The following is a 19,081-nucleotide window of genomic DNA, read 5'->3' on the forward strand; positions in this document are numbered from 1 at the left end:
GCCGCCGGGCATGTCATTGTTTCCATTGAATCTTGGTCGGCCCCGGAAGTTTCAGCCGGTAGCCGACGGGAAGAAGTTGCAGGTCGAAGCGGCGCTCGATTTCGCCCCAGAGACCGCGTGGAAGATAGAGCGAGAAGATCACGGCGGTGGCCCCAAGGCCGATCAGGTACCAAACGCCGAGCGAGCCGAAGAAGGTTTCGATGATGAAGAACAGCACAGCGCCGAGGATCGCGCCCTCGAACTTGCCAATGCCGCCGACCAGCACCATGAAAATCATGTAGGCGGTCCATTGAACACTGAAATAGGTCTTCGGCTGGAAGGTCGTGGCTGATGCCAGCCACAGCCCGCCGGCAACGGCGATGCCGAAGGCGGCGAGCACGAACAGCAGGCGCTTGGTGCCGATGACATGCACGCCGACGGAGGCAGCGGCGTCCTCATTGTCGCGGATCGCCTGGATCGCCGCGCCCGTGCGGCTGCGCAGCAGGGCAAAGAGGATGCCAAGGAGGGCTGCCATCGAGGCGAGCGCCAGCCAGTAGATGACCGCACGGCGGGTACCGCTGTCATAGGCGTTCAGCGAGATCAGCGAGGTGCCGGTCTCGCCCTGGATCAGCCGGTCGAGATTGACCAGCATATGCGTCAGGGCGGAGATTACCCACATGCCGATAGCGAACTCGCCGCCCTTCAGGCGCAGCATGAAGAGCGACAGGGGCAGTGAGATTGCGCCGGTGATGAGGGCGGCGGCAAACAGCGAGAGGAACGGGTTCAGCCCGGCATCGGCAAGGCGGATGGTGAAATAGGCGCCGAGGCCGAAGAACACCTGTTGCCCGACCGAAACAAGGCCGCCGAAGCCGGCAAGCGCGTTCCACATCGCGGCGAGGATGACGTAGACGAACAGCGCCGTCATCCGGTCGACCGCACCCGCGCCGAGAACGAGCGGCGCAAGGGCGAGGAGGCAGAGCACCGCCGCCATGGTCGACAGGGCAAGACGGGATGACCGGGTCGAGCGTTCGATGGAAATGTCGTTGGTGAGAGCTGTCATGTCTTGCTCCGAAGCGGTAGGCGGATTTTTCCGATGCCGGCCCGGCCGACGATGGGCACGCCGGTCAGGAACAGCCGGGCGAAGAGCGCCAGGAGGAAGGCAATGTGGCCGCCGATCAGGAAGCCCTGCGGGTGGAATTGCGCGCCGAGCGACTGGGCAAGGCCGAGCACGACCCCGCCGATGAGGGTGCCCCAGAGCGAGCCCGCCCCGCCGATCACGGCCGCCTCGAAGGCGAAGAGCAGTTGCGGGCCGCCGGAATAAGGATCGAAGGTGGCGCGCATGCCGAGGAAGGCACCGGCAATGCCGACCGTGATCATGGCGATCGCCGCGGCCAGTGCATTGACCTTCCGGGCGTCGATGCCGACGAGACCGGCCGTGTCGGGATCCTCCGCCGTTGCGCGGATGGCGCGGCCGAGGGCAAAGCGACTGAGGAAGAACTGCAGGCCACCAAGCAGGGCAATCGCTGTTGCCATCATCAGGATGGCGAGCTTGCCGACATAGATCCCGCCCGGCAATTCCCAGCTGTCATAGGACAGGCTGCCGATGAACGGGGCCAGCGAGCGCGTGTCGGCGCCGAACTGCTCGAACAACAGGTTGTCGATGACGATGGCGAGACCGAAGGTGGTGAGGATCGGCAGGAGCGCACCGCCGCGGGCGCTGCGCTCGAGCAGATAGCGCTGCAGCAGCCAGCCGACGGCCGCCATGACGGGCAGCACGATCAACAGCCCGGCAAAGGGCGGGATGCCGAACCTGGAGGCGAGCAGCCACAGACCATAGCCCGATGCGACCGCCAAGCTGCCATGGGCGAGATTGATGATCCGCATGACGGAGAACATGAAGGACAGGCCGCAGGCGATGACGGCATAATAGCCGCCAAGCAGAATGCCCTGGATCAGGGTGTCGATCACGATGCTGCCCTCCCGGTGTTCGTCCGATGCAGCCCGAAATAGGCCTCGGTGATCTGGTCGCGGGTGACGCCGCGCGTCGGCTTGTCGAGCACGATGCGGCCTTCCAGCATGCACATGACGCGGTTGGCGACCGCCATGGCGCGGCCGAGATCCTGCTCGACCAGCACGATGGTGGTGCCGGAGGTGAGCAGCGACTGGAGTTGGGCATAGACGCGATCGACGACCAGCGGCGAAAGCCCGAGCGAGACTTCATCGAGCAGAAGAATATCGGGGTTGCTCATCAGTGCCCGGCCGATCGCCGTCGCCTGCTGCTCGCCGCCGGAGAGGTGTCCGGTCTTGGCATGGCGGCGCGGGACGAGGTTGGGGAACGCGTCGAAGACGCGGTCGATGGTCCAGTTACCTTGCCGACCGGCGGTTTTCCCGAGCAGCAGGTTTTCCTCGACCGTCATCTGCGAAAACAGCTTACGACCTTCCGGCACCAGCGCGATACCCATGGCGATGCGCTTGTGCGAGGGGACGGAGGCGAGGTCTTCGTCGCCGAGCAGGATGCGGCCGGATGCCGGCAGATGCGCGCCGGCGATGGAGCGCAGGAGCGTCGTCTTGCCGGCGCCATTGGCGCCGACCAACGCCAGGACGTCGCCCTTGGCGAGATCGAAGCTGACGTCGCGCACCGCCTTAAGCAGGCCGTGGCGGACTTCAAGATTGCGGATGGAGATGAGGCTCATGCGGGTGTGCCTCCGAGGTAGGCCTTGACCACGGCAGCATCGCCCATGACCGTTTTCGGCTCGCCGTCGGCGATGATGCGGCCGGCATCCATGCAGATCAGCCGTTCGGCGACCTGCAGCAGGATATGGACGATATGCTCGATCCAGACGATGCCGATGCCGCGGCGGCGCAGTTCGAGGATCGTGCCGACCAGTTCCTGTGCCTCGCCATCGGTCAGCCCGCCGCCGATCTCGTCGAGCAGCATCAGTTTCGGTTTTGTTGCGAGCGCCCGGGCGAGTTCCAGACGTTTGCGATCGAGCAGGCCGAGCGTATCGGCCTGACGGTTGGCGACGCCGCGCATGCCGCAGAGCGTCAGCGAGTCGACCGCGCTCTCATAGGCCTCGTCGCGGCTGGCCGCACCGCCATGGGTCGCGGCAACAAGGACGTTTTCGAAGGCCGTCATGCCGCTGAAGGGTTTTGGAACCTGATGGGTGCGCACGAGGCCGAGGCGACAGCGGTTCGCCGCTGCTTGCGCGGTGACGTCGCGGCCGTCGAAACGGACCGTTCCGGCGCTCGGCGGGAAGGCGCCTGCAAGGACACTCAGAAGCGTCGTCTTGCCGGCACCATTCGGGCCGACAATGCCGACCGCATCGGCCTGGCCCATGGAGAAATCGACATTGTCGAGTACCACAAGCGCCCCGAAGCGCTTGTGGATGCCGGTCGCCGAGAGAAAGGTCTCTCCCGGCGGTGTCTTCCTGACTTGCTGCCGCACGGAACTGTTATCCATTATAGGGAACAGTCTTGACCCCCACCGGCACATTCGAGTCGGTGGCGTTTTCCGTGACGACGTAATCGAGCGTGAATTTGCTGCCCTCCGGCGCCTTGACCCACTGCGCGCCGATGATCGGGCCGGGCGAGACATTGGCCACCGGTCCGCTGGTGAAATCCACCTTTCCGGCAATCGTCGTCGTCTGCAAGGTGCTCAGCGCCTTGGCGACAGCCTCCTTGTTCTTGGCGTCGGTTGCCGCTTTCAGGGCTTCGAAGCCGGCGTCGAGCAGCGACAGGCTGGCGCCAAGCTGCTGCGTCCATTGCTTGCCGCTCGTCTCCTCATAGCCATCGGCAAGTTCGCTGCCGGAGACACCGGTCAGCGAGGACTTGTAGGGGAACGCCTTGTGCCAATAGGCGGCGCTGCAGATGTTGAAGCCGAGATCGCCCAGCGCCTCGATGTCGGAGGGGAAGAGACCGGTCTTCGCCACCTGGCAAATCTTGACCTGGCGGGTAAGGCCCTGTTGGGCCGCCTGACGCCAGAAGGCCGCGAAATCCGGAGGGATCGGGAAAGAGTTGAAGATTTCGACGCCTTCCTGCTTGAAGAGGGCGATCTGGGCGGAAAAATCCGTCGTGCCGGTCTCATAGGCGCCGGGGTCGACGATCGTGAAACCTTCCTTGGCAAGAAGCGGTGCCAGATTGGCGCGGATGGCATTGCCGTCGGCGTCGTTCGGATACATGACGCCGACCTTTTTGTTGGTCTCGATCAGGTTCCACTGCGAGACATAGGTCTTGAAGAACTCGTGGACGCCGAAGCCGAAATGATAGGTCCATTTGAACGGCGAGGGTGCGCCAGGCTTTGCGCCGCGGCCGAAATACCAAGCTTCCCAGGGCATGACGGTGGAGAGGCAGGGGATACCCGCCGCCTCGCAGGCATCTGCCACCGGATTGATGGTTTCCGGGGTGGAAACGGCGAGCATCAGGTCGATACCCTGGTTGTTGATCAGGTCCTTCGCCAGTTGGCCGGCGCGGGAGGGATCGGACTGGGTATCCTGATCGAGGATTTCGACTTGGAATGTCCTGCCGCCTGCCTGGAAGCCGGATGCCAAGGCCTTGCGCGCAAGGTCGAGCACATAGCCGTCGGTCTGGCCGAAGCCGGCGAGCGGGCCGGTCCGGGGGCTGATGAAACCCACTTTCAGCGTTTCGCCGCTTTGCGCGAAAGCCGTGCGGCCTGACAGGGCGAGCGCTGCGCTGCCTGCTGCCGCCGCGGCAATGAAAGAGCGGCGGGTCAACGATGCCTGATCGAATTTTCCGTTGCGGACGTTCATGAAATTCCTCCCTGTTGCGGGCCTTCCAGCCCGTTGGTATGTTCATTCCCGCCGATCCGGCCCCACCTCCGGATGCCTAGATCGGATAATCCCGTTTGCCGGATGCCAAGGTGATCCAGCGCAGTTCGGTGAATTCGTCGATCGCCGCCTTGCCGCCGAAGCGGCCGTAACCGCTCGACTTGACGCCGCCGAAGGGCATTTGCGGCTCATCGGAAACCGTTGCCTCGTTGATGTGGCAGATGCCGGATTCGAGCCGCCTGGCGACGGCCAGCGCCGCGTTGATGTCCCGGCTGAATACGGCCGAGGAGAGGCCGTATTCATTGTCGTTGGCGACCGTCACCGCTTCGTCGGCACTGCCGACGCGGATGATTGCCGCCACCGGCCCGAAACTCTCCTCGCGATAGATGCGCATGGCCGGCGTCACATGATCGACCACGGTGGCATCCATCAGCGTGCCGTTGGCAACGCCGCCGCAGACGAGGACCGCACCTTTCTGCAATGCGTCGTCGACGAGACCCTTCACGCGCCGGACGGCCTCGGCGTTGATCAGCGTGCCGAGCGGCGTATTGCCATCCTGCGGGCTGCCGGCGACGAGGGTTTCGGCTTTCGCCTTAAACTTGCCGACGAAGTCGTCGGCGATCTCGTCCATCAGGATGATCCGTTCCGTCGACATGCAGATCTGGCCCTGGTTCATGAAGGCGCCGAAGGCGGCAGCGCGGACGGCTTCGTCGATATCTGCGTCGGCAAGCACGATGAACGGCGCCTTGCCGCCGAGCTCGAGCAGGCAGCGCTTCAGGTGCCGGGCGCTGGATTCGGCGATGATGCGACCGACGCGCGTCGAGCCGGTAAAATTGACACGGCGGACGGCGGGATGGGCGATCAGCGCCTCGACCACGGCGGCCGCGTCCTTCGGCGCGTTGGTCACGACATTGACGACGCCACGCGGAAAACCGGCCGCGCGCATGACGTCGCCGATCAGGCAATGAGTCTTGGGGCAGAGTTCGGAGGCCTTGAGAACCACGGTGTTGCCGCAGGCGAGCGGCATGGCGATGGCACGGGCGCCAAGGATGATCGGTGCGTTCCAGGGCGCGATGCCGACGCAGACCCCGGCCGGCTGGCGCACGGCCATGGCGAGACTGCCCGGGATGCCGGAGGGGATGATCTCGCCACTGATCTGCGTGGTCATTGCCGCGGCTTCCCTGAGGATATCGGCGCCGAGGCCGCAGTTGAGCGCCGCCCATTGCGCGGTCGCCCCGGTTTCGCCGGTCATGGCGGCGATGAACTCCGGCGTGCGGGCAGTCAGGATGTCGGCGGCGGCATTCAACAGTCGGCGCCGTTCGCCAGGGCCGGTTTCCGACCAGGCGGGGAAGGCGGCGGCTGCGGCATTGGCGGCCTTTGCCATGTCGGTGACCGAGCCCGCCGGGGCGATCGTCGCGACATCGCCGGTCAACGGATCGACGCGCTCGAAGGTGGACGCATCGGATGCATCCATCGCTTCGTCGTTGATCATCAGCTTTGCCACAAACACCGTCTTCACCCATTCGCCTGCAGGCTGGGCCTGCGTTGATCCTGAAGGGAGATGCACGCACGCAAGGGCCGGGCCGAGAGGGCCGCGTGTCCTGCATGGGTCTGTTGAGGTGCCTCCTCCCAAAGGCTGATGAGGGAAGACTACGCCGATGTTTAAGGGATGGAATGTGTTTTATTGGGTTAATATTGTTATTATCTGGTATTTATGGCTTCGATTTGGTGTTCGGGAGGAAGAATGCGATGGCGACAGATGGTGGCATCCATCATCACGCGCGCGGCGAGCGGCGGGAACCGTCCTTATCGTATCGGCGCATCCGCTTTCAAAAAGGGCTTTATGCCGATTTTCATCATTTCTTCCTTTTGACGGAGGGAGAGGCCGAGCTTGAATTCGACGATGGCGAGCATCGGCGGCTGCAGGGTCCGGCGCTCGCTTTCCTGCCACCGCAGGCGCAGTGCGAGGTTTCGATGGCCGCCGGAGCTGAAGCCTATCTGATCGGCGCGTCGCCGCAGATCATGGTCGATGCGATCGGCGACAAGGTGGAATCCTATTCGCTGCGCATCTTCATCGAGCAGCCGAAGTTGATCGAAGAACCGGACGCCGTGTCGGTCAATGAGATCAATCCGCTGATTTCCGGCTTCGTGCGGGAACTCGGCGATCCGTACCGCGCCTCCTGGATGGTCGTGTCCGCCTATATGCGGCTGATCCTGATGGCCGTATGGCGCACATCGGGCGGCGAGAAGGCCGAGCAGCGTGGGCGCGGTGAAAGCGGCTCGGCCCTGCAGAGATATCGGCAACTGGTGGAGGTGTGGTTTCGCCAGCACCGGCCGATCAGCGACTATGCCGCAGAACTGGGCGTCACGACCGATCGGCTGCATTCGATCTGCCAGCGGGCACTCGGCCGCTCGCCGATCCAGCTTCTGCACGAGCGGGTGGTGCAGGAGGCGAAGCTCAGGCTGGAGCGGTCGGCCCGCAATATCCAGGAAATTTCCGACAGTTTGGGTTTTCGTGATCCGACCTATTTCAGCCATTTCTTCAAGCGCAAGACCGGGCATTCTCCGGCCGGTTATCGTGAGATTGCCCGCGCTTCGGCCGGTTCTGAAAATAGTGTCCTGTCTTCCGGTTACGCTGACTGGCCCTGAAAAATGGAAAGGGGCGATGCGCGGCCCCGCGATGTGTCGCTTCCGAATAGCGTGGATTTGTTGGCACGAAGCCTCACGCCAACGGGTTGAAAGTCAGAGTTTGAAGGCTTCGCGAAGGTCGCTGCTCTTGTTCTCGCGCATGTCGAGATCGGCCTCGATATGGTCGATGTGGTGGATCATCAGGTGGCAGGCATGGTCGAGATCGCCGCGCTCGATCGCCGTGACGATGTCCTGATGCTCCTGATGGCCACAGCTTGATATGGCCGACTGGCCGTAGAGTGCGATGACGAGCGATGAACGGGCGACGAGTTCGTCCATGAAGCGCTGCATGACGGCGTTGCCGGTCATCGAGGCGAGCATCAGGTGGAAATCGCCGGACGCCTTGATTTCGGCGCGGCGGGCCGTCTGGCCGCGTTCACCCATCAGCCGGCCTTCTTCCATCAGCAATTGCCGCAAGTGCTGCAGATGCGAAGGCCCCATATGCCTGGCCGCCTCGCGAAGGATGCCCGGCTCGATCAGCCGGCGCGTGGCAAATATCTGCCTTGCTTCTTCGGGCGACGGGTAGGCAACGAAGGCGCCGCGATTTTTCTCGACATTGACAAGGCCCTCATAGGCGAGCGCCTGCAGCGCGCCGCGCACGAGGGTGCGGCTGACATTGAACAGCGCACCGACATCCGCCTCCGACAGCTTGGTGCCGGGAGCGAGCCTGCGGTCGACGATCGCATCTCGGATGGAATCGCGGATAGATTGTGTGCTGACGTCGATCTGATCGTTGGCGGGAACTGCTGCGGTTTTCATCAAGGCTCATTCCGGGTTCTGCGCCGCATGTTATCGTGGTTTTTGTATAAAGTGAATCAGGATTTTGTGCTCATGTGAATGGTGAAATTGTATACGATGTTTTGCGCATATTGCAGACAAACGCATATATTTTAAGCAAAACCTAACGTGCAAAAATTTCGCGGCATTCCGGGTGGTTCGTAATAATAGATACATTTCAATTGCTTATAATTTCATCTCCGGTCTGGCACGCGGGATGCATTGAATACTCCGTCACAGGAGAGACTGGATGACCAAAGCGGCAGAAATCGATATCGTATCCGTTTCCAAGGTTTATGGCAGCACAACCGCCGTGCATTCCATCAGTCTGAAAATACCCTCCGGCAGTTATTGCTGTTTTCTTGGTCCGTCCGGTTGCGGCAAGACCTCGACGCTCAGGATGATTGCCGGACACGAGAGCATTTCGTCGGGAGACGTCCGTCTCGGCAATGCCGTCGTTACCGACCTGCCGCCGGCCAAGCGCGGCACGGCGATGATGTTCCAGTCCTACGCCCTGTTTCCGCATCTCGACCTCGTCGACAATGTCGCCTTCAGCCTCAAGATGAAGGGTGTCGATAAAGAGGAACGCCGCGCCAAGGCGCTGGAGATGCTGAAGCTGATGCAGATGGAGCCCTATGCCAACCGGCGTCCGGCCCAGCTTTCCGGCGGCCAGCAGCAGCGCGTGGCGCTCGCCCGCGCGTTGATCACCGATCCGGAGGCGCTTCTTCTCGATGAGCCGCTGTCGGCGCTCGATCCGTTCCTGAAGATCCGCATGCGGGCTGAACTGAAGAAGCTTCAGAAGAGCCTCGGCATCACCTTCGTCCATGTCACCCATAGCCAGGAAGAGGCGATGGCGCTGGCCGATATCATCGTCATCATGAATGACGGGCGCATCGAGCAGGCGGCGCATCCGCGCGAGGTGTTCGAACGTCCGGCCACTGCCTTCGTCGCCCGCTTTATGGGCGATCACAATGTTCTTACCGGCCGGGTCGTGGAAAGCGGCGATGGCAAGGTGACGCTGGAAGTGGCCGAGGGGCAAAAATTCACCGTCGCAGGTCCGGCCCAGGCGCTGGGATCGCCGATCGATATCGGTGTTCGCACGGACCGGGTCAGGCTCGCTGCGCCATCGGAAAAGACGCTCGGTTTCCAAGGCGTCGTGTCGAACGTCGAATATCGCGGGGCTTCCGTGAAAATCACCGTTCTGGGCGCCGGCAGCGACGATTTCACCGTCATCGCCACCGACGCGGATTATTTCGAAAAACCGGTATCCGTGGGCGATGCGGTGCCGCTGAGCTGGGGCCTGGATGACGCCGTGCTTCTCGGCCGCGTGGCCGCCTAATCCTTTATCAACATCAAAAAGAGGGAACTGACATGACAACCGAAAACAAGACTCCAAAGGGAATTTCTAGGCGCGGCCTCTTGAAGACCGGTGCCGCGGCAACCGGCGCGGTCATCGGTTCCGGCCTGATCACCGGCTTCCCGACCATCTGGGCGCAGAACCCGATCACGCTGCGCCAGTTCGGCACCGGCGTTTCGAATATCAATGCGATCGCCGAGAAGTGCAAGGCCGACCTCGGCATCACGCTGGAGATGACGGCGACCGACTCGGACGCCGCTGCCCAGCGCGCCGTCACCCAGCCGGACTCTTATGACATCGCCGACATCGAATACTGGATCCTCAAGAAGGTGTTTCCGGCCGGCGTCATCCAGCCGATGGATATCAAGAAACTGAAATACTACGACAAGATCGTCCCGCTCTTCAAAACCGGCAAGCTGAAGCCGGACAGCGTCATTGCGCAGGGTACCGCGCCGCATACGGTAGGCTTCGTGGAAGCACCGGGCGAGAAGACCTTTGCCAAGGCCGAAACCCAGTTCTTCACCATGGTTCCGACCATCTACAACGCCGACACGCTTGGCATCCGACCGGACCTCGTCGGCCGCGACATCACCTCCTGGGCCGATATCATGGACCCGGCTTTCAAGGGCAAGACATCGATCCTCAACATTCCGTCGATCGGCATCATGGATGCGGCGATGATCATGGAAGCCATGGGCAACATCAAATATGCCGACAAGGGCAACATGACCAAGGAAGAGATCGACGCAACGATCGAATTCCTGATCAAGGCCAAGCAGGACGGCCAGTTCCGCGCCTTCTGGAAGTCGTTCGATGAATCCGTCAACCTGATGGCGTCGGGCGAAGTTGTGATCCAGTCCATGTGGTCGCCGGCCGTTGCCGCCGTCCGCTCGAAGGGCATCGCCTGCAAGTACCAGCCGCTCAAGGAAGGCTACCGCTCGTGGGGCGGCGGTCTCGGCCTTGCAGCCCATCTCGAAGGCGCACAGCTCGATGCGGCCTACGAGTACATCAACTGGTACACGTCCGGCTGGGTCGGCGGTTACCTCAACCGTCAGGGCTACTATTCCGCCGCCATGGACACGGCCAAGGAATTCATGTCCGCCGATGAGTGGGGCTACTGGATCGAAGGCAAGCCGGCTCAGGGCGATATCATGTCGCCGGAAGGCAAGGTCATGGAGAAGGCAGGCGCGGTGCGCGACGGCGGCTCGTTCGAAGAGCGCATGGGCAAGGTCGCGTGCTGGAACTCGGTCATGGACGAGGACCGCTATATGGTCAAGCGCTGGAACGAGTTCATCGCTGCGTAAGGGAACTTGCCCCTCACCCTAGCCCTCTCCCCGTAAACGGGGCGAGGGGACGACGGAGGTTGCCGCTTCTTCCTTCTCCCCGTTCACGGGGAGAAGGTGCCCGCCCTTCTTTTCAAACAAGAGGGGGCGGATGAGGGGCGTGCCTCCTTGAATCAACGAAATGAACCGGAGACCCAACACGTGACAGCAGCCATCACGGAAGAGCCCCCGCAGATCGAAGCGCCTACCAAACCGGCCTTCGCTGCCAGTATCGGCAAGATCGCGGCCGCTGTTGCGTCCTATCTGCAGGCGGCACCGCTGGCGCTGATCCTCGGTTTCTTCTTCCTGTTGCCAATCCTGATGATCGCCGTCGTCAGCTTCTGGGATTACGACTTCGCCGGGCTCTACCCGGATTTCCTGACAATGAACTATACCGATACGCTCGGTTCCTGGGTCACCTGGAAAACCTATCTGAACACGCTGAAATACACGGCGCTGGTCTGGGGACTGACGCTGGCGATCGGTTTCTGGGTCGCCTATTTCCTTGCCTTCCACGTGCGCACGACCACCATGCAGATGGTGCTCTTTCTCGTCTGTACCGTGCCCTTTCTCACCTCCAACATCATCCGGATGATTTCCTGGATCCCGGTGCTTGGTCGAAACGGTCTCGTCAATTCGACGCTGATCGAGATGGGCCTCATTCCGGCGCCGATCGAATGGCTGCTCTATTCCGATTTCGCCGTGGTGCTCGCCATGGTGCATCTCAACACGCTGTTCATGGTGACGCCGATCTTCAACACGCTGATGCGTATCGACAAGTCGCTGATCGAGGCGGCGCGCGACGCCGGAGCGAACGGCTGGCAGATCCTCTGGAACGTCATCCTGCCGCTGGCGAAGCCCGGCATCGCCATCGGCTCGATCTTCGTCGTGACGCTGGTCATGGCGGATTTTTCGACGGTGCAGGTGATGTCCGGCGGGCAGAGCGCGTCAGTCGCGCTGATGATGAAGAACCAGATGTCGTTGTTGCAGTATCCGGCCGCCGCCGCCAATGCCGTCGTGCTTTTGATCGTCGTGCTGCTCATGGTCGCCGCCATCCTGCGCGTCGTCGATATCCGCAAGGAGCTGTGAGCCATGTCCCACGAAAAGCGCACGCTGGAATTCTACGTGCTGGCGATCTTCTTCGCTTTGTTCGTCTTTTTCCTCTACGGCCCGCTGTCGGCCGTTCTTATCCTGTCCTTCCAGGGGCCGGACGGGGGCCTGACCTTTCCGCTCAACGGCGTTTCGGTGCACTGGTTCTACAATCTTTTTGAACAGCAGGCCGTCGGCGATTTCGGGGCATCCTTCAAGCGGTCCTTCTCGCTCGGTGTGATGGTCATGGTGGTCAACGTGCTCGTTTCGCTGCTTGCCGGTCTCGCCTTTCGACGCAAGTTCAGGGGGGCGACGGTACTGTTCTACCTGACGGTCGCAAGCCTCGTCGTGCCGTCGATCATCATCTCGCTCGGCATCGGCGTCGTTTTCCAGCAGCTCGGCCTCAAGCCCGCTTGGTATTCGTCGGCTTTCGGCGCGCACCTGACCTGGACGCTGCCGTTCGGCGTGCTGATCATGTTTGCCGTGTTCAACCGGTTCTCGCCCTCCTACGAGGAAGCTGCCCGCGATCTCGGCGCGACCTCGTGGCAGACCTTCCGGCATGTGCTGCTGCCGATGATCGCGCCGAGCCTGATCGGGGTGGGGCTGTTCGGCTTCACGCTCTCCTATGACGAATTCGCCCGCACGCTGATGACATCAGGCACCTACAACACGCTGCCGCTCGAAATCTACGGCATGACGACCAACGTAACGACGCCGGTGCTCTATGCGCTCGGCACGGTCACGACGCTCTTTTCCTTCTCCATCATCCTCCTGGCGCTTGCGATCATCCTGGTGATGCGCCGCAGGCAAGCAAAACTGGTCTGATCCCGCATGCGCATTCTTGTCGTCAATCCCAACACCACCCGCTCCATGACGGAAAAGGCGGCAGAGGCCGCCCGCGCCGTCGCCGGTCCCGGAACCGAAATCATCGCGGCCACGGCGCAGATGGGGCCGGCCTCGATCGAGGGGCACTATGACGGCGCGCTCGCTTTGCCCGGTCTGCTCGCGGAGATCAAAAAGGCGGAGGAGGCGGGTGCGCAGGCGGCGGTGATTGCCTGCTTCGACGATACCGGGCTTGATGCCGCGCGTTCGCTGGCCGGGTTTCCCGTGCTGGGGCTCTGCGAATCCGCGCTGGTCACGGCCGGATTTCTCGCCCAGCGCTTTACCGTCGTGACGACGCTGGAGCGCTCGCGGGTCCTGCTTGAAAACTTGTCGCGGCATTACGGCTTCGGCGGCCGGGCGAAGGTCCGTGCGGCGGACATCCCGGTGCTCGAACTGGAAGACGCGGCCTCCGGTGCGATCGGCAAGCTGCGCCGCCAGATCGAATTGGCGCTTGTCGAAGATGGCGCGGAAGCCATCGTTCTCGGTTGCGCCGGCATGGCCGATCTCGCCCGCGCCCTGCAGGAGGACTATGGCGTCCCGGTCATCGACGGCGTCTCGGCGGCGGTGAAGCAGGCCGAGGCGCTGGTCGCCCAGCGGTTGACCACAAGCAAGCGCGGGTCCTATGCGACGCCACTCGCGAAGGAGTATGCGGGGGCGATGGGGGCGTTTGCCCCAGGCGCGGTTTGATCTTCCCTTTGAGCGAGATGTCAGTAAGTGATAGAGCGGGTAAACAGCCTTGCTTGAGGCCCCGCGGCTGCGTCCGGCTGAGGAGCGGAAAGTGACGAGCCAAGTATGTGATTTCCTGAACGCGACCGGCGAGCCCATTCGTGAGTGAATTTGATGCAGATGTGATCGTGGCCGGGGCCGGCTTTACCGGCCTTTCGGCGGCGGAGGCGCTCGTTTCCGCGGGTATCGACGTCATCGTGCTCGAAGCGAGGGATCGTGTCGGCGGACGTGTGGAATCGGTGGCTTTCTCGGATGGCATGCGGGTCGACACGGGCGGCCAGTTCGTCTGTGACGAGATGCCGGAAATCATGGCCTTGGTGCGCCGGTTTGGCAAAGCGCTTGCCGAGACGCCCATGGAGGGCGCCTTCCTGATACAGCGCGATTCCAGGTCCACGGAAACCGGTTACACTTTTGCGGAATCCGGCCGTATCCGGGCGCGGGCAAACAGGATCGACCCGCACGATCCGGCCATCGCCGGGCTGACGGCGGAGGCGTGGCTTGCCAGACAGAGCGATCCGCCGGATGCCAAGGCTGGCTATCGGGCGATGGTCGAGGGGCTCTGGTGCCGTCCGATAGGCGAAATTCCGCTCTGGTACCTGATCGACAATGATCGCCGCACCACCAGCAATGGCAGCGAGCTGCAATATTTCGTCGAAGGGACGATTCATGCCGTTGCCGAGGCCTTGGCGGCAACGCTTGGTCCCCGCTTGCAGCTTAATACGGCCGTCACCTGCGTTGAGCGAATGGACGGATCGGTCACGGTCACCACCGGCAATCGTGACGTGTTCAGGGCGCGGCAGATTATCGTCGCCGTGCCGCCGGTGATGGCGTCGCGGATGACTTACGAGCCCGATCTACCGAAGCCGCTGATCGACGCATTTGCTGCCTGGAAAAGCGGCACCGTCATCAAGACGTTTGTCCGTTACGAGCGCCCTTTCTGGCGCGATCGTGGATTGAGCGGCATGGTGATGTGGCGCGATGTACTCGGTCTTTTCGCCTGCGATGTCAGCAGCGACCGGGCGGCGGCGCTCGTCGTGTTCGTCGGAGGACCGCTGGCTGCCCAATGGAGCGGCAAGGGGGCTGGGTTCGTCCAGGCCGAAATCATCCGCCGGCTCGTCGCGGCGCTGGGCAGCGAGGCGGGAGACTATACGGATTTACGGATGCGCGACTGGGTCGACGATCGCTGGAGCGGCGGAGGTTACAGCGATGTCATCACCGACGCATCAGCCTACCACGCGGAAGCGATTATCCGGGTCGGTGCACCGCCCGTGCATTTTGCCGCTTCGGAACTGGCGCCGTCCTTTCCGGCCTACATCGAAGGTGCAATCATCGCAGGCCGCGAGGCCGCCGCGCGCGTGATGGCGGCATTGCACTCAAAAGATCAGCCGGCAAGCGCAATCAGCGCATCAGCGTCATAAGGTGTCATAGGCGCGCCGAAGGAAATAGCGTCGGACCTGGAACCTTCTACCGGTCCAGTTCGGGATAGACCCGATCGAGAAAACCGGGGCGCAGTTTCTCGCCGATCAGGCAATCGGTCCTCGGGGCTGTCTGGACGGGAATAACCTGGCTGGCGTGTCGCTTGCGGCTCACCTCCATGACCAATTTTTGCCGGATCGCTACGGCGAAATCCTCCGGGCGGTGAACGGGCAGGACGAAGGAGCCCGGACCACCGATTACGCAATCGGCGTAGTAGCGGTCGAGCTTTCCTGCGCTGGCAGAGGGGCGGATGACGATGGCGAGGCCGTTGATGATGATGCCGTCGTCGACAGCCGCGTCGCGGATGGGATCGACCGGCGGCCCGATATTGTTTGGGCCATCGCCGGACACATCGATCACCCGGCGCGTCGCATTATAGGGGGTGGTGGCGATCAGCCTCGATGCAAAGGCAATCGCGTTGGATATCGATGTGCCCCGCCGCGTGTAAACCGGGCGGGCGGCGATACGTTCGGCGAAAGCTGCGGCATCCTCGGCGTCGTCGATCAATTGCCATTCGACCAACGAGGTTTCGTTGACGCTGCCGGCCCACTCGAAATAACTCATGGCGATGCGGCCATTGAGGCCGGCGGTTACCGCATTGATGAACTCCGCATGGCGTAGGGCATCCACGTATCCCAGCCGCTGCACACGCGCTTCCTCGATATCCATGGAGCCGGACATATCGACGGCGAGCACGAGCGCGACATCAACCTGGGTGTTGCTCGCGGCGGGGGTGACTGAAGCAGCGCCCGAGAGACTGAAAAGTATCGCAAGTGTCGTGAACATCAGGTCGTCCAATCACTGCTGCCGCTCGTAGGAAGCAAAAAGTGTAACACAGGTCATCCGTCAGGCGATCCTTTCGTATAATGGCAAGTTCAACAATCGGTGATTTGCCGATGCGTCCGGGTTGTGGTGAAACTTGTGGTTGATTGGAGTGCTTGATGAAATGCTTTTGAAAAACGACACCGACGCGGTCCTTCTCGACCGGTTCCAGCAAGCGGCGTTCGGTTACTTCCTTGAATACGCCAATCCGGGCAACGGGCTGATCGCCGATACGTCTCTCCCCGGCGCCCCGTCCAGCATCGCAGCGACGGGGTTTGGCCTTTCCGCCTATCCGGTCGGCGTCGAGAGGGGCTGGATGAGCCGGCAGGATGCGGCGGCAAGGACACTGGCTACACTGCGCTTCTTCGCGCAAAGCCCGCAAAGCCGCGATAAAAGCGCGACGGGATACAAGGGGCTCTACTACCATTTCCTCGACATGAGGACCGGGCAGCGGACGTGGCGCAGCGAGTTGTCGCTGATCGACAGCGCCCTTCTTATCTCCGGCATGCTGACGGCCGCGGCCTATTTCAACCAGGAAGATGAGGTCGAGGCTGAGATACGCTCCTTTGCGGCGATGCTCTATGCCCGCGCCAACTGGGCTTGGGCGCTCGACGGTAAAGGGGCATTCTGGCTCGGCTGGAAACCGCGGAGCGGCTTTCTACCTCATCGCTGGGAATCCTACAGCGAAGCGCACATCCTCTATGTTCTGGCGCTTGCCTCTCCTTCCTATCCGATCGGCAGGGAAAGCTACGATGCCTTTGCCGGGAAATTCGACTGGATGACGGTGGAAGGAAAGCCGTTCCTCTATGCCGGACCGCTGTTCATTCATCTTTTTTCGCATGCCTGGATCGATTTCCGCGGCATTCGCGACGCAGCCGTCGCGGCGAAGGACACAGATTATTTCGAAAACACCCGGCGGGCGATTGCCGTGCAGCGCGATTATGCGCTCAGCAATCCTGGCGGCTTTGCCGGCTACGGTGCCGATATGTGGGGGCTGACTTCCTGCGACGGCCCCTTGCGGCCGCGCCGTCTGCAGGATGGCCGCCACCAGCGGTTTTCTGGCTATACGGCGCGCGGTGTGCCGTTCGGACCGGACGACGGCACGATCGCGCCCTGGGCGCCGCTCGCCTGCCTGCCGTTCGAGCCGAAGGCTGCGATCGCGGCTGCCCGCCATATCGTCTTGACTTATCCCGGGGTGATCGAGGAAGGGCGGTTTCTCGGCAGTTTCAATCCAAGCGTTCCCGGCAAGACGGCCGAAGGATGGCTCAACAATCGCAGCGTCGGACTTGACCAGGGCATCCTGTTGATGATGATCGAAAATCATCGCACCGGCCTCATCTGGAACCTGATGCGGGAATTGCCGATCATTCGGCGTGGCTTGAAACGAGCAGGCTTCTCCGGCGGCTGGCTTTGAGATAAACGGGCAGCCGGCATGGAAAAGGCGGCGCCTTTGGACAAGAACACAGATACCGGCGGTTGGCCGGCCTCTCCGTGGAAAGAGGACGCGCAAGCGGCTATGGCCTGGCAGGCGCAGCGATTTCCGCAAGTTGCAGCCTCCCTTGCCGGTGACGGCGCGGATTTTCCGTTGGTGACCGACGTATGGCGCAATGACAGTGCCGAGATCGCCGATCTCTTGCACTACCAAGGCCGGTTTGCGGCAGGAATGGATGATCGCACCAAGGGCGCCCATCTGGTCGCCTTCTACAGCCACCAACTCAGCATCGCTGCCGGTGCTCTTTATCTGAGGACCGGTCTGGTGCCGGATCTCGATCCGGGAAGCCTCGCTTTCCGTTTTGAACCGTACGCCCCGAAGAACGCGGGCGAGGGTGCGCTGGCCTGCCCATCCGATGCCCGCCGCTTTCATTTTCGCTTCCGCCATTTTCGCCGTGGCCGTGACAATGCACCTCTGTTTCACGACAGCTTCGTTGCCAGCCTTGTGCCGGTTGTCGAAACGGTGAAGGCCCGTACCGGTTTGTCATCGGTTGCACAATGGCGGCTGGCCGCCGACGGCATTGCCGGTGCTTTTCTCGAAATAGGTGCGGCATCGGCGCAAGAGGAACAAGCGATGGTTTCGGCGCTCGCGATCGTCAACACCGAAGGTTCGCCGCTGAAGTCAGACGCATTGCGCTATCAAAAGGTCGCCGCGATCATGGATGGCGTGCCGGTCGAGCGCAATTTTCGGCTCAGAAGCGGTTGCTGCCTGTATTACCGAACGGATGGTGGGACCTTTTGCGATGTCTGCGTGCTTCTCGACGAGAAGACGCAAAGGTGCCGCCTGCGCGCCCATCTTGAACGCGCAGGCGGCTAAGATTGCAAGCCGGTTCGTTACGCCGATTTCAGGAAGCGGTCGTTGAAAAAGCCCGAGACAAGGCCGAGCACGATCCACGAGGCGAGCGCGGTTGCCAGCGCGGCGACAGCGAATTCGGCGCCGAGAACGGCCGGAACCGGGCTCGAAATATCCGCAGGCTGCGGCGCGCCGTAGATATGCGGCGCCGCGAGGACGACCAAGCCGGCGATTTTCGCAGCGATTTCGCGGCGCAGCGCAAGGAGATAGAGGCCTGCGCCGGAGAGCAAGACCGTCGCCATCCACCATATCTGCCGGTCATGCAGGTCGGCAGCTGGAAAGCCGGGCAATTCCGGTGGCAGGCCGATGGCAGGCAGCATGTGGACCGCCAGCCAACCGCAAGCGCCCCAGAGGACGCCGTTGCGAAGCGTGATGGGATAGCCGATCAGCAGGCTGATGCCGGTCAGCAACAGGCTGAAACCTGTGCCGGTCACGAGATTGGCGAGCAAGGTTCCTGAAAAGCGGCTCATGCCAAACATGATGCCGCCTTCGTCTTCATGCTCGCCCTCATGGGCGTAGGCCGGCGTGATTGGAGAGAATGCCGCAAGTATTTCGCCGATCGTGGTTGTCTGCTTGAGCGACGAGTGCTGTTGCTGCCTGTCTGTGCCGCCGGGCTGTTCCGTCGCGGGCTCCTTGCCCTCATATTCTTCGGCATGAAGGATGATCGGAACGACCCGCGCAGTCTGCGCCACCGTCGTAAAGACACCCGCAATCAGTCCGGCCACCAACGCGGCCAGAAGCGTTTTGACAATCATTTCGATACCCCCCAGGTTCAAGCGGAGCGGATGCTCGTCAACGCTCTCTGGCTTGCTATGTTTGAAAACCCCACGGCAAA

The 19,081-nt window shown here is 62.2% G+C and carries 17 protein-coding genes and 1 pseudogene; 9 read left to right on the forward strand and 9 right to left on the reverse strand.

The features are described from left to right. Positions 1-13: 13 nt before the first annotated feature. The 6 genes from ACSQ2W_RS14455 to ACSQ2W_RS14480 all read right to left on the reverse strand — a co-directional run bounded on the left by ACSQ2W_RS14455 (position 14) and on the right by ACSQ2W_RS14480 (position 6,255). Positions 14-1,039 (reverse strand): branched-chain amino acid ABC transporter permease, encoded by a 1,026-nt coding sequence (locus ACSQ2W_RS14455; RefSeq protein WP_436086870.1) that lies wholly within the window; start codon positions 1,037-1,039, stop codon positions 14-16. Further along, positions 1,036-1,947 (reverse strand): branched-chain amino acid ABC transporter permease, encoded by a 912-nt coding sequence (locus tag ACSQ2W_RS14460; protein WP_436086871.1) that lies wholly within the window; start codon positions 1,945-1,947, stop codon positions 1,036-1,038. The genes ACSQ2W_RS14455 and ACSQ2W_RS14460 overlap by 4 nt, the downstream gene beginning before the upstream one ends. Continuing rightward, the gene (locus tag ACSQ2W_RS14465; protein WP_436086872.1) at positions 1,944-2,672 is read right to left on the reverse strand and encodes an ABC transporter ATP-binding protein; all 729 of its coding nucleotides are present in this window, start codon (positions 2,670-2,672) and stop codon (positions 1,944-1,946) included. Before ACSQ2W_RS14465 ends, ACSQ2W_RS14460 begins: the two co-directional genes overlap by 4 nt. Further along, a complete protein-coding gene (locus ACSQ2W_RS14470) occupies positions 2,669-3,343 on the reverse strand; it encodes an ABC transporter ATP-binding protein (RefSeq protein ID WP_436087789.1) in 675 nt (224 codons plus the stop codon). The genes ACSQ2W_RS14465 and ACSQ2W_RS14470 overlap by 4 nt, the downstream gene beginning before the upstream one ends. Positions 3,344-3,431: 88 nt before the next feature. Next, the gene (locus tag ACSQ2W_RS14475; RefSeq protein WP_436086873.1) at positions 3,432-4,745 is read right to left on the reverse strand and encodes an ABC transporter substrate-binding protein; all 1,314 of its coding nucleotides are present in this window, start codon (positions 4,743-4,745) and stop codon (positions 3,432-3,434) included. A 76-nt stretch (positions 4,746-4,821) separates the two neighbouring features. Then, positions 4,822-6,255, reverse strand: a complete 1,434-nt coding sequence (locus ACSQ2W_RS14480; RefSeq protein WP_436087790.1) for an aldehyde dehydrogenase — start codon at positions 6,253-6,255, stop codon at positions 4,822-4,824. A gap of 257 nt (positions 6,256-6,512) precedes the next feature. Between ACSQ2W_RS14480 and ACSQ2W_RS14485 the strand changes: the two genes are divergently transcribed. Beyond that, positions 6,513-7,412 (forward strand): AraC family transcriptional regulator, encoded by a 900-nt coding sequence (locus tag ACSQ2W_RS14485; RefSeq protein ID WP_436086874.1) that lies wholly within the window; start codon positions 6,513-6,515, stop codon positions 7,410-7,412. A 93-nt stretch (positions 7,413-7,505) separates the two neighbouring features. Here the strand turns inward: ACSQ2W_RS14485 and ACSQ2W_RS14490 are convergent, their stop codons facing one another. Beyond that, on the reverse strand, positions 7,506-8,210 hold the full coding sequence (locus ACSQ2W_RS14490) for a GntR family transcriptional regulator (RefSeq protein WP_436086875.1): 705 nt from the start codon (positions 8,208-8,210) through the stop codon (positions 7,506-7,508). Positions 8,211-8,478: 268 nt separating this feature from the next. On the opposite strand from ACSQ2W_RS14490, the gene ACSQ2W_RS14495 reads away from it, so the two are divergent. The 6 genes and pseudogenes from ACSQ2W_RS14495 (at position 8,479) to ACSQ2W_RS14520 (ending at position 15,022) form a co-directional block, all read left to right on the forward strand. Continuing rightward, positions 8,479-9,567 carry an ABC transporter ATP-binding protein gene (locus tag ACSQ2W_RS14495; RefSeq protein ID WP_436086876.1) on the forward strand — a complete coding sequence of 363 codons (1,089 nt, stop codon included), beginning with the start codon at positions 8,479-8,481 and terminating at the stop codon, positions 9,565-9,567. 32 nt (positions 9,568-9,599) lie between these two features. After that, positions 9,600-10,889, forward strand: a complete 1,290-nt coding sequence (locus tag ACSQ2W_RS14500) for an ABC transporter substrate-binding protein (RefSeq protein ID WP_436086877.1) — start codon at positions 9,600-9,602, stop codon at positions 10,887-10,889. A gap of 273 nt (positions 10,890-11,162) precedes the next feature. After that, positions 11,163-11,996: pseudogene (locus ACSQ2W_RS14505) on the forward strand (ABC transporter permease); the annotation flags it as partial. 3 nt (positions 11,997-11,999) lie between these two features. Beyond that, positions 12,000-12,821 carry an ABC transporter permease gene (locus tag ACSQ2W_RS14510; protein ID WP_436086878.1) on the forward strand — a complete coding sequence of 274 codons (822 nt, stop codon included), beginning with the start codon at positions 12,000-12,002 and terminating at the stop codon, positions 12,819-12,821. Positions 12,822-12,827: 6 nt separating this feature from the next. Further along, complete coding sequence (locus ACSQ2W_RS14515; protein ID WP_436086879.1) at positions 12,828-13,565, forward strand: aspartate/glutamate racemase family protein; 738 nt, start codon at positions 12,828-12,830, stop codon at positions 13,563-13,565. A 140-nt stretch (positions 13,566-13,705) separates the two neighbouring features. After that, positions 13,706-15,022 (forward strand): flavin monoamine oxidase family protein, encoded by a 1,317-nt coding sequence (locus ACSQ2W_RS14520; RefSeq protein ID WP_436086880.1) that lies wholly within the window; start codon positions 13,706-13,708, stop codon positions 15,020-15,022. Between the two features lie 46 nt (positions 15,023-15,068). Here ACSQ2W_RS14520 and ACSQ2W_RS14525 read toward each other — a convergent pair whose 3' ends face one another. Beyond that, positions 15,069-15,866, reverse strand: a complete 798-nt coding sequence (locus ACSQ2W_RS14525; RefSeq protein ID WP_436086881.1) for a DUF1194 domain-containing protein — start codon at positions 15,864-15,866, stop codon at positions 15,069-15,071. A 160-nt stretch (positions 15,867-16,026) separates the two neighbouring features. Here ACSQ2W_RS14525 and ACSQ2W_RS14530 point away from each other — a divergent pair, with 160 nt between their 5' ends. Beyond that, positions 16,027-17,316, forward strand: coding sequence for a glucoamylase family protein (locus tag ACSQ2W_RS14530; RefSeq protein WP_436086882.1), 1,290 nt, complete (start codon positions 16,027-16,029; stop codon positions 17,314-17,316). Positions 17,317-17,352: 36 nt separating this feature from the next. Then, positions 17,353-18,210 carry a (2Fe-2S)-binding protein gene (locus ACSQ2W_RS14535; RefSeq protein ID WP_436086883.1) on the forward strand — a complete coding sequence of 286 codons (858 nt, stop codon included), beginning with the start codon at positions 17,353-17,355 and terminating at the stop codon, positions 18,208-18,210. Between the two features lie 17 nt (positions 18,211-18,227). Here ACSQ2W_RS14535 and ACSQ2W_RS14540 read toward each other — a convergent pair whose 3' ends face one another. Then, positions 18,228-19,001 (reverse strand): CbtA family protein, encoded by a 774-nt coding sequence (locus tag ACSQ2W_RS14540; RefSeq protein ID WP_436086884.1) that lies wholly within the window; start codon positions 18,999-19,001, stop codon positions 18,228-18,230. Positions 19,002-19,081 lie beyond the last annotated feature (80 nt).

Origin of the sequence: Pararhizobium sp. LjRoot255 (genome assembly GCF_964252905.1) — a bacterium.
In the GTDB taxonomy this organism is placed as follows: Bacteria; Pseudomonadota; Alphaproteobacteria; order Rhizobiales; family Rhizobiaceae; genus Pararhizobium.

What these genes read in the sequence shown, in the direction of transcription:
- ACSQ2W_RS14515 (WP_436086879.1), top strand. Translation starts at nt 12,828, where the DNA reads ATGCGCATTCTTGTCGTCAATCCCAACACCACCCGCTCCATGACGGAA.
- ACSQ2W_RS14480 (WP_436087790.1), bottom strand. Translation starts at nt 6,255, where the DNA reads ATGATCAACGACGAAGCGATGGATGCATCCGATGCGTCCACCTTCGAG.
- ACSQ2W_RS14540 (WP_436086884.1), bottom strand. Translation starts at nt 19,001, where the DNA reads ATGATTGTCAAAACGCTTCTGGCCGCGTTGGTGGCCGGACTGATTGCG.
- ACSQ2W_RS14485 (WP_436086874.1), top strand. Translation starts at nt 6,513, where the DNA reads ATGGCGACAGATGGTGGCATCCATCATCACGCGCGCGGCGAGCGGCGG.
- ACSQ2W_RS14495 (WP_436086876.1), top strand. Translation starts at nt 8,479, where the DNA reads ATGACCAAAGCGGCAGAAATCGATATCGTATCCGTTTCCAAGGTTTAT.
- ACSQ2W_RS14500 (WP_436086877.1), top strand. Translation starts at nt 9,600, where the DNA reads ATGACAACCGAAAACAAGACTCCAAAGGGAATTTCTAGGCGCGGCCTC.
- ACSQ2W_RS14510 (WP_436086878.1), top strand. Translation starts at nt 12,000, where the DNA reads ATGTCCCACGAAAAGCGCACGCTGGAATTCTACGTGCTGGCGATCTTC.
- ACSQ2W_RS14455 (WP_436086870.1), bottom strand. Translation starts at nt 1,039, where the DNA reads ATGACAGCTCTCACCAACGACATTTCCATCGAACGCTCGACCCGGTCA.
- ACSQ2W_RS14525 (WP_436086881.1), bottom strand. Translation starts at nt 15,866, where the DNA reads ATGTTCACGACACTTGCGATACTTTTCAGTCTCTCGGGCGCTGCTTCA.
- ACSQ2W_RS14530 (WP_436086882.1), top strand. Translation starts at nt 16,027, where the DNA reads ATGCTTTTGAAAAACGACACCGACGCGGTCCTTCTCGACCGGTTCCAG.
- ACSQ2W_RS14475 (WP_436086873.1), bottom strand. Translation starts at nt 4,745, where the DNA reads ATGAACGTCCGCAACGGAAAATTCGATCAGGCATCGTTGACCCGCCGC.
- ACSQ2W_RS14490 (WP_436086875.1), bottom strand. Translation starts at nt 8,210, where the DNA reads ATGAAAACCGCAGCAGTTCCCGCCAACGATCAGATCGACGTCAGCACA.
- ACSQ2W_RS14465 (WP_436086872.1), bottom strand. Translation starts at nt 2,672, where the DNA reads ATGAGCCTCATCTCCATCCGCAATCTTGAAGTCCGCCACGGCCTGCTT.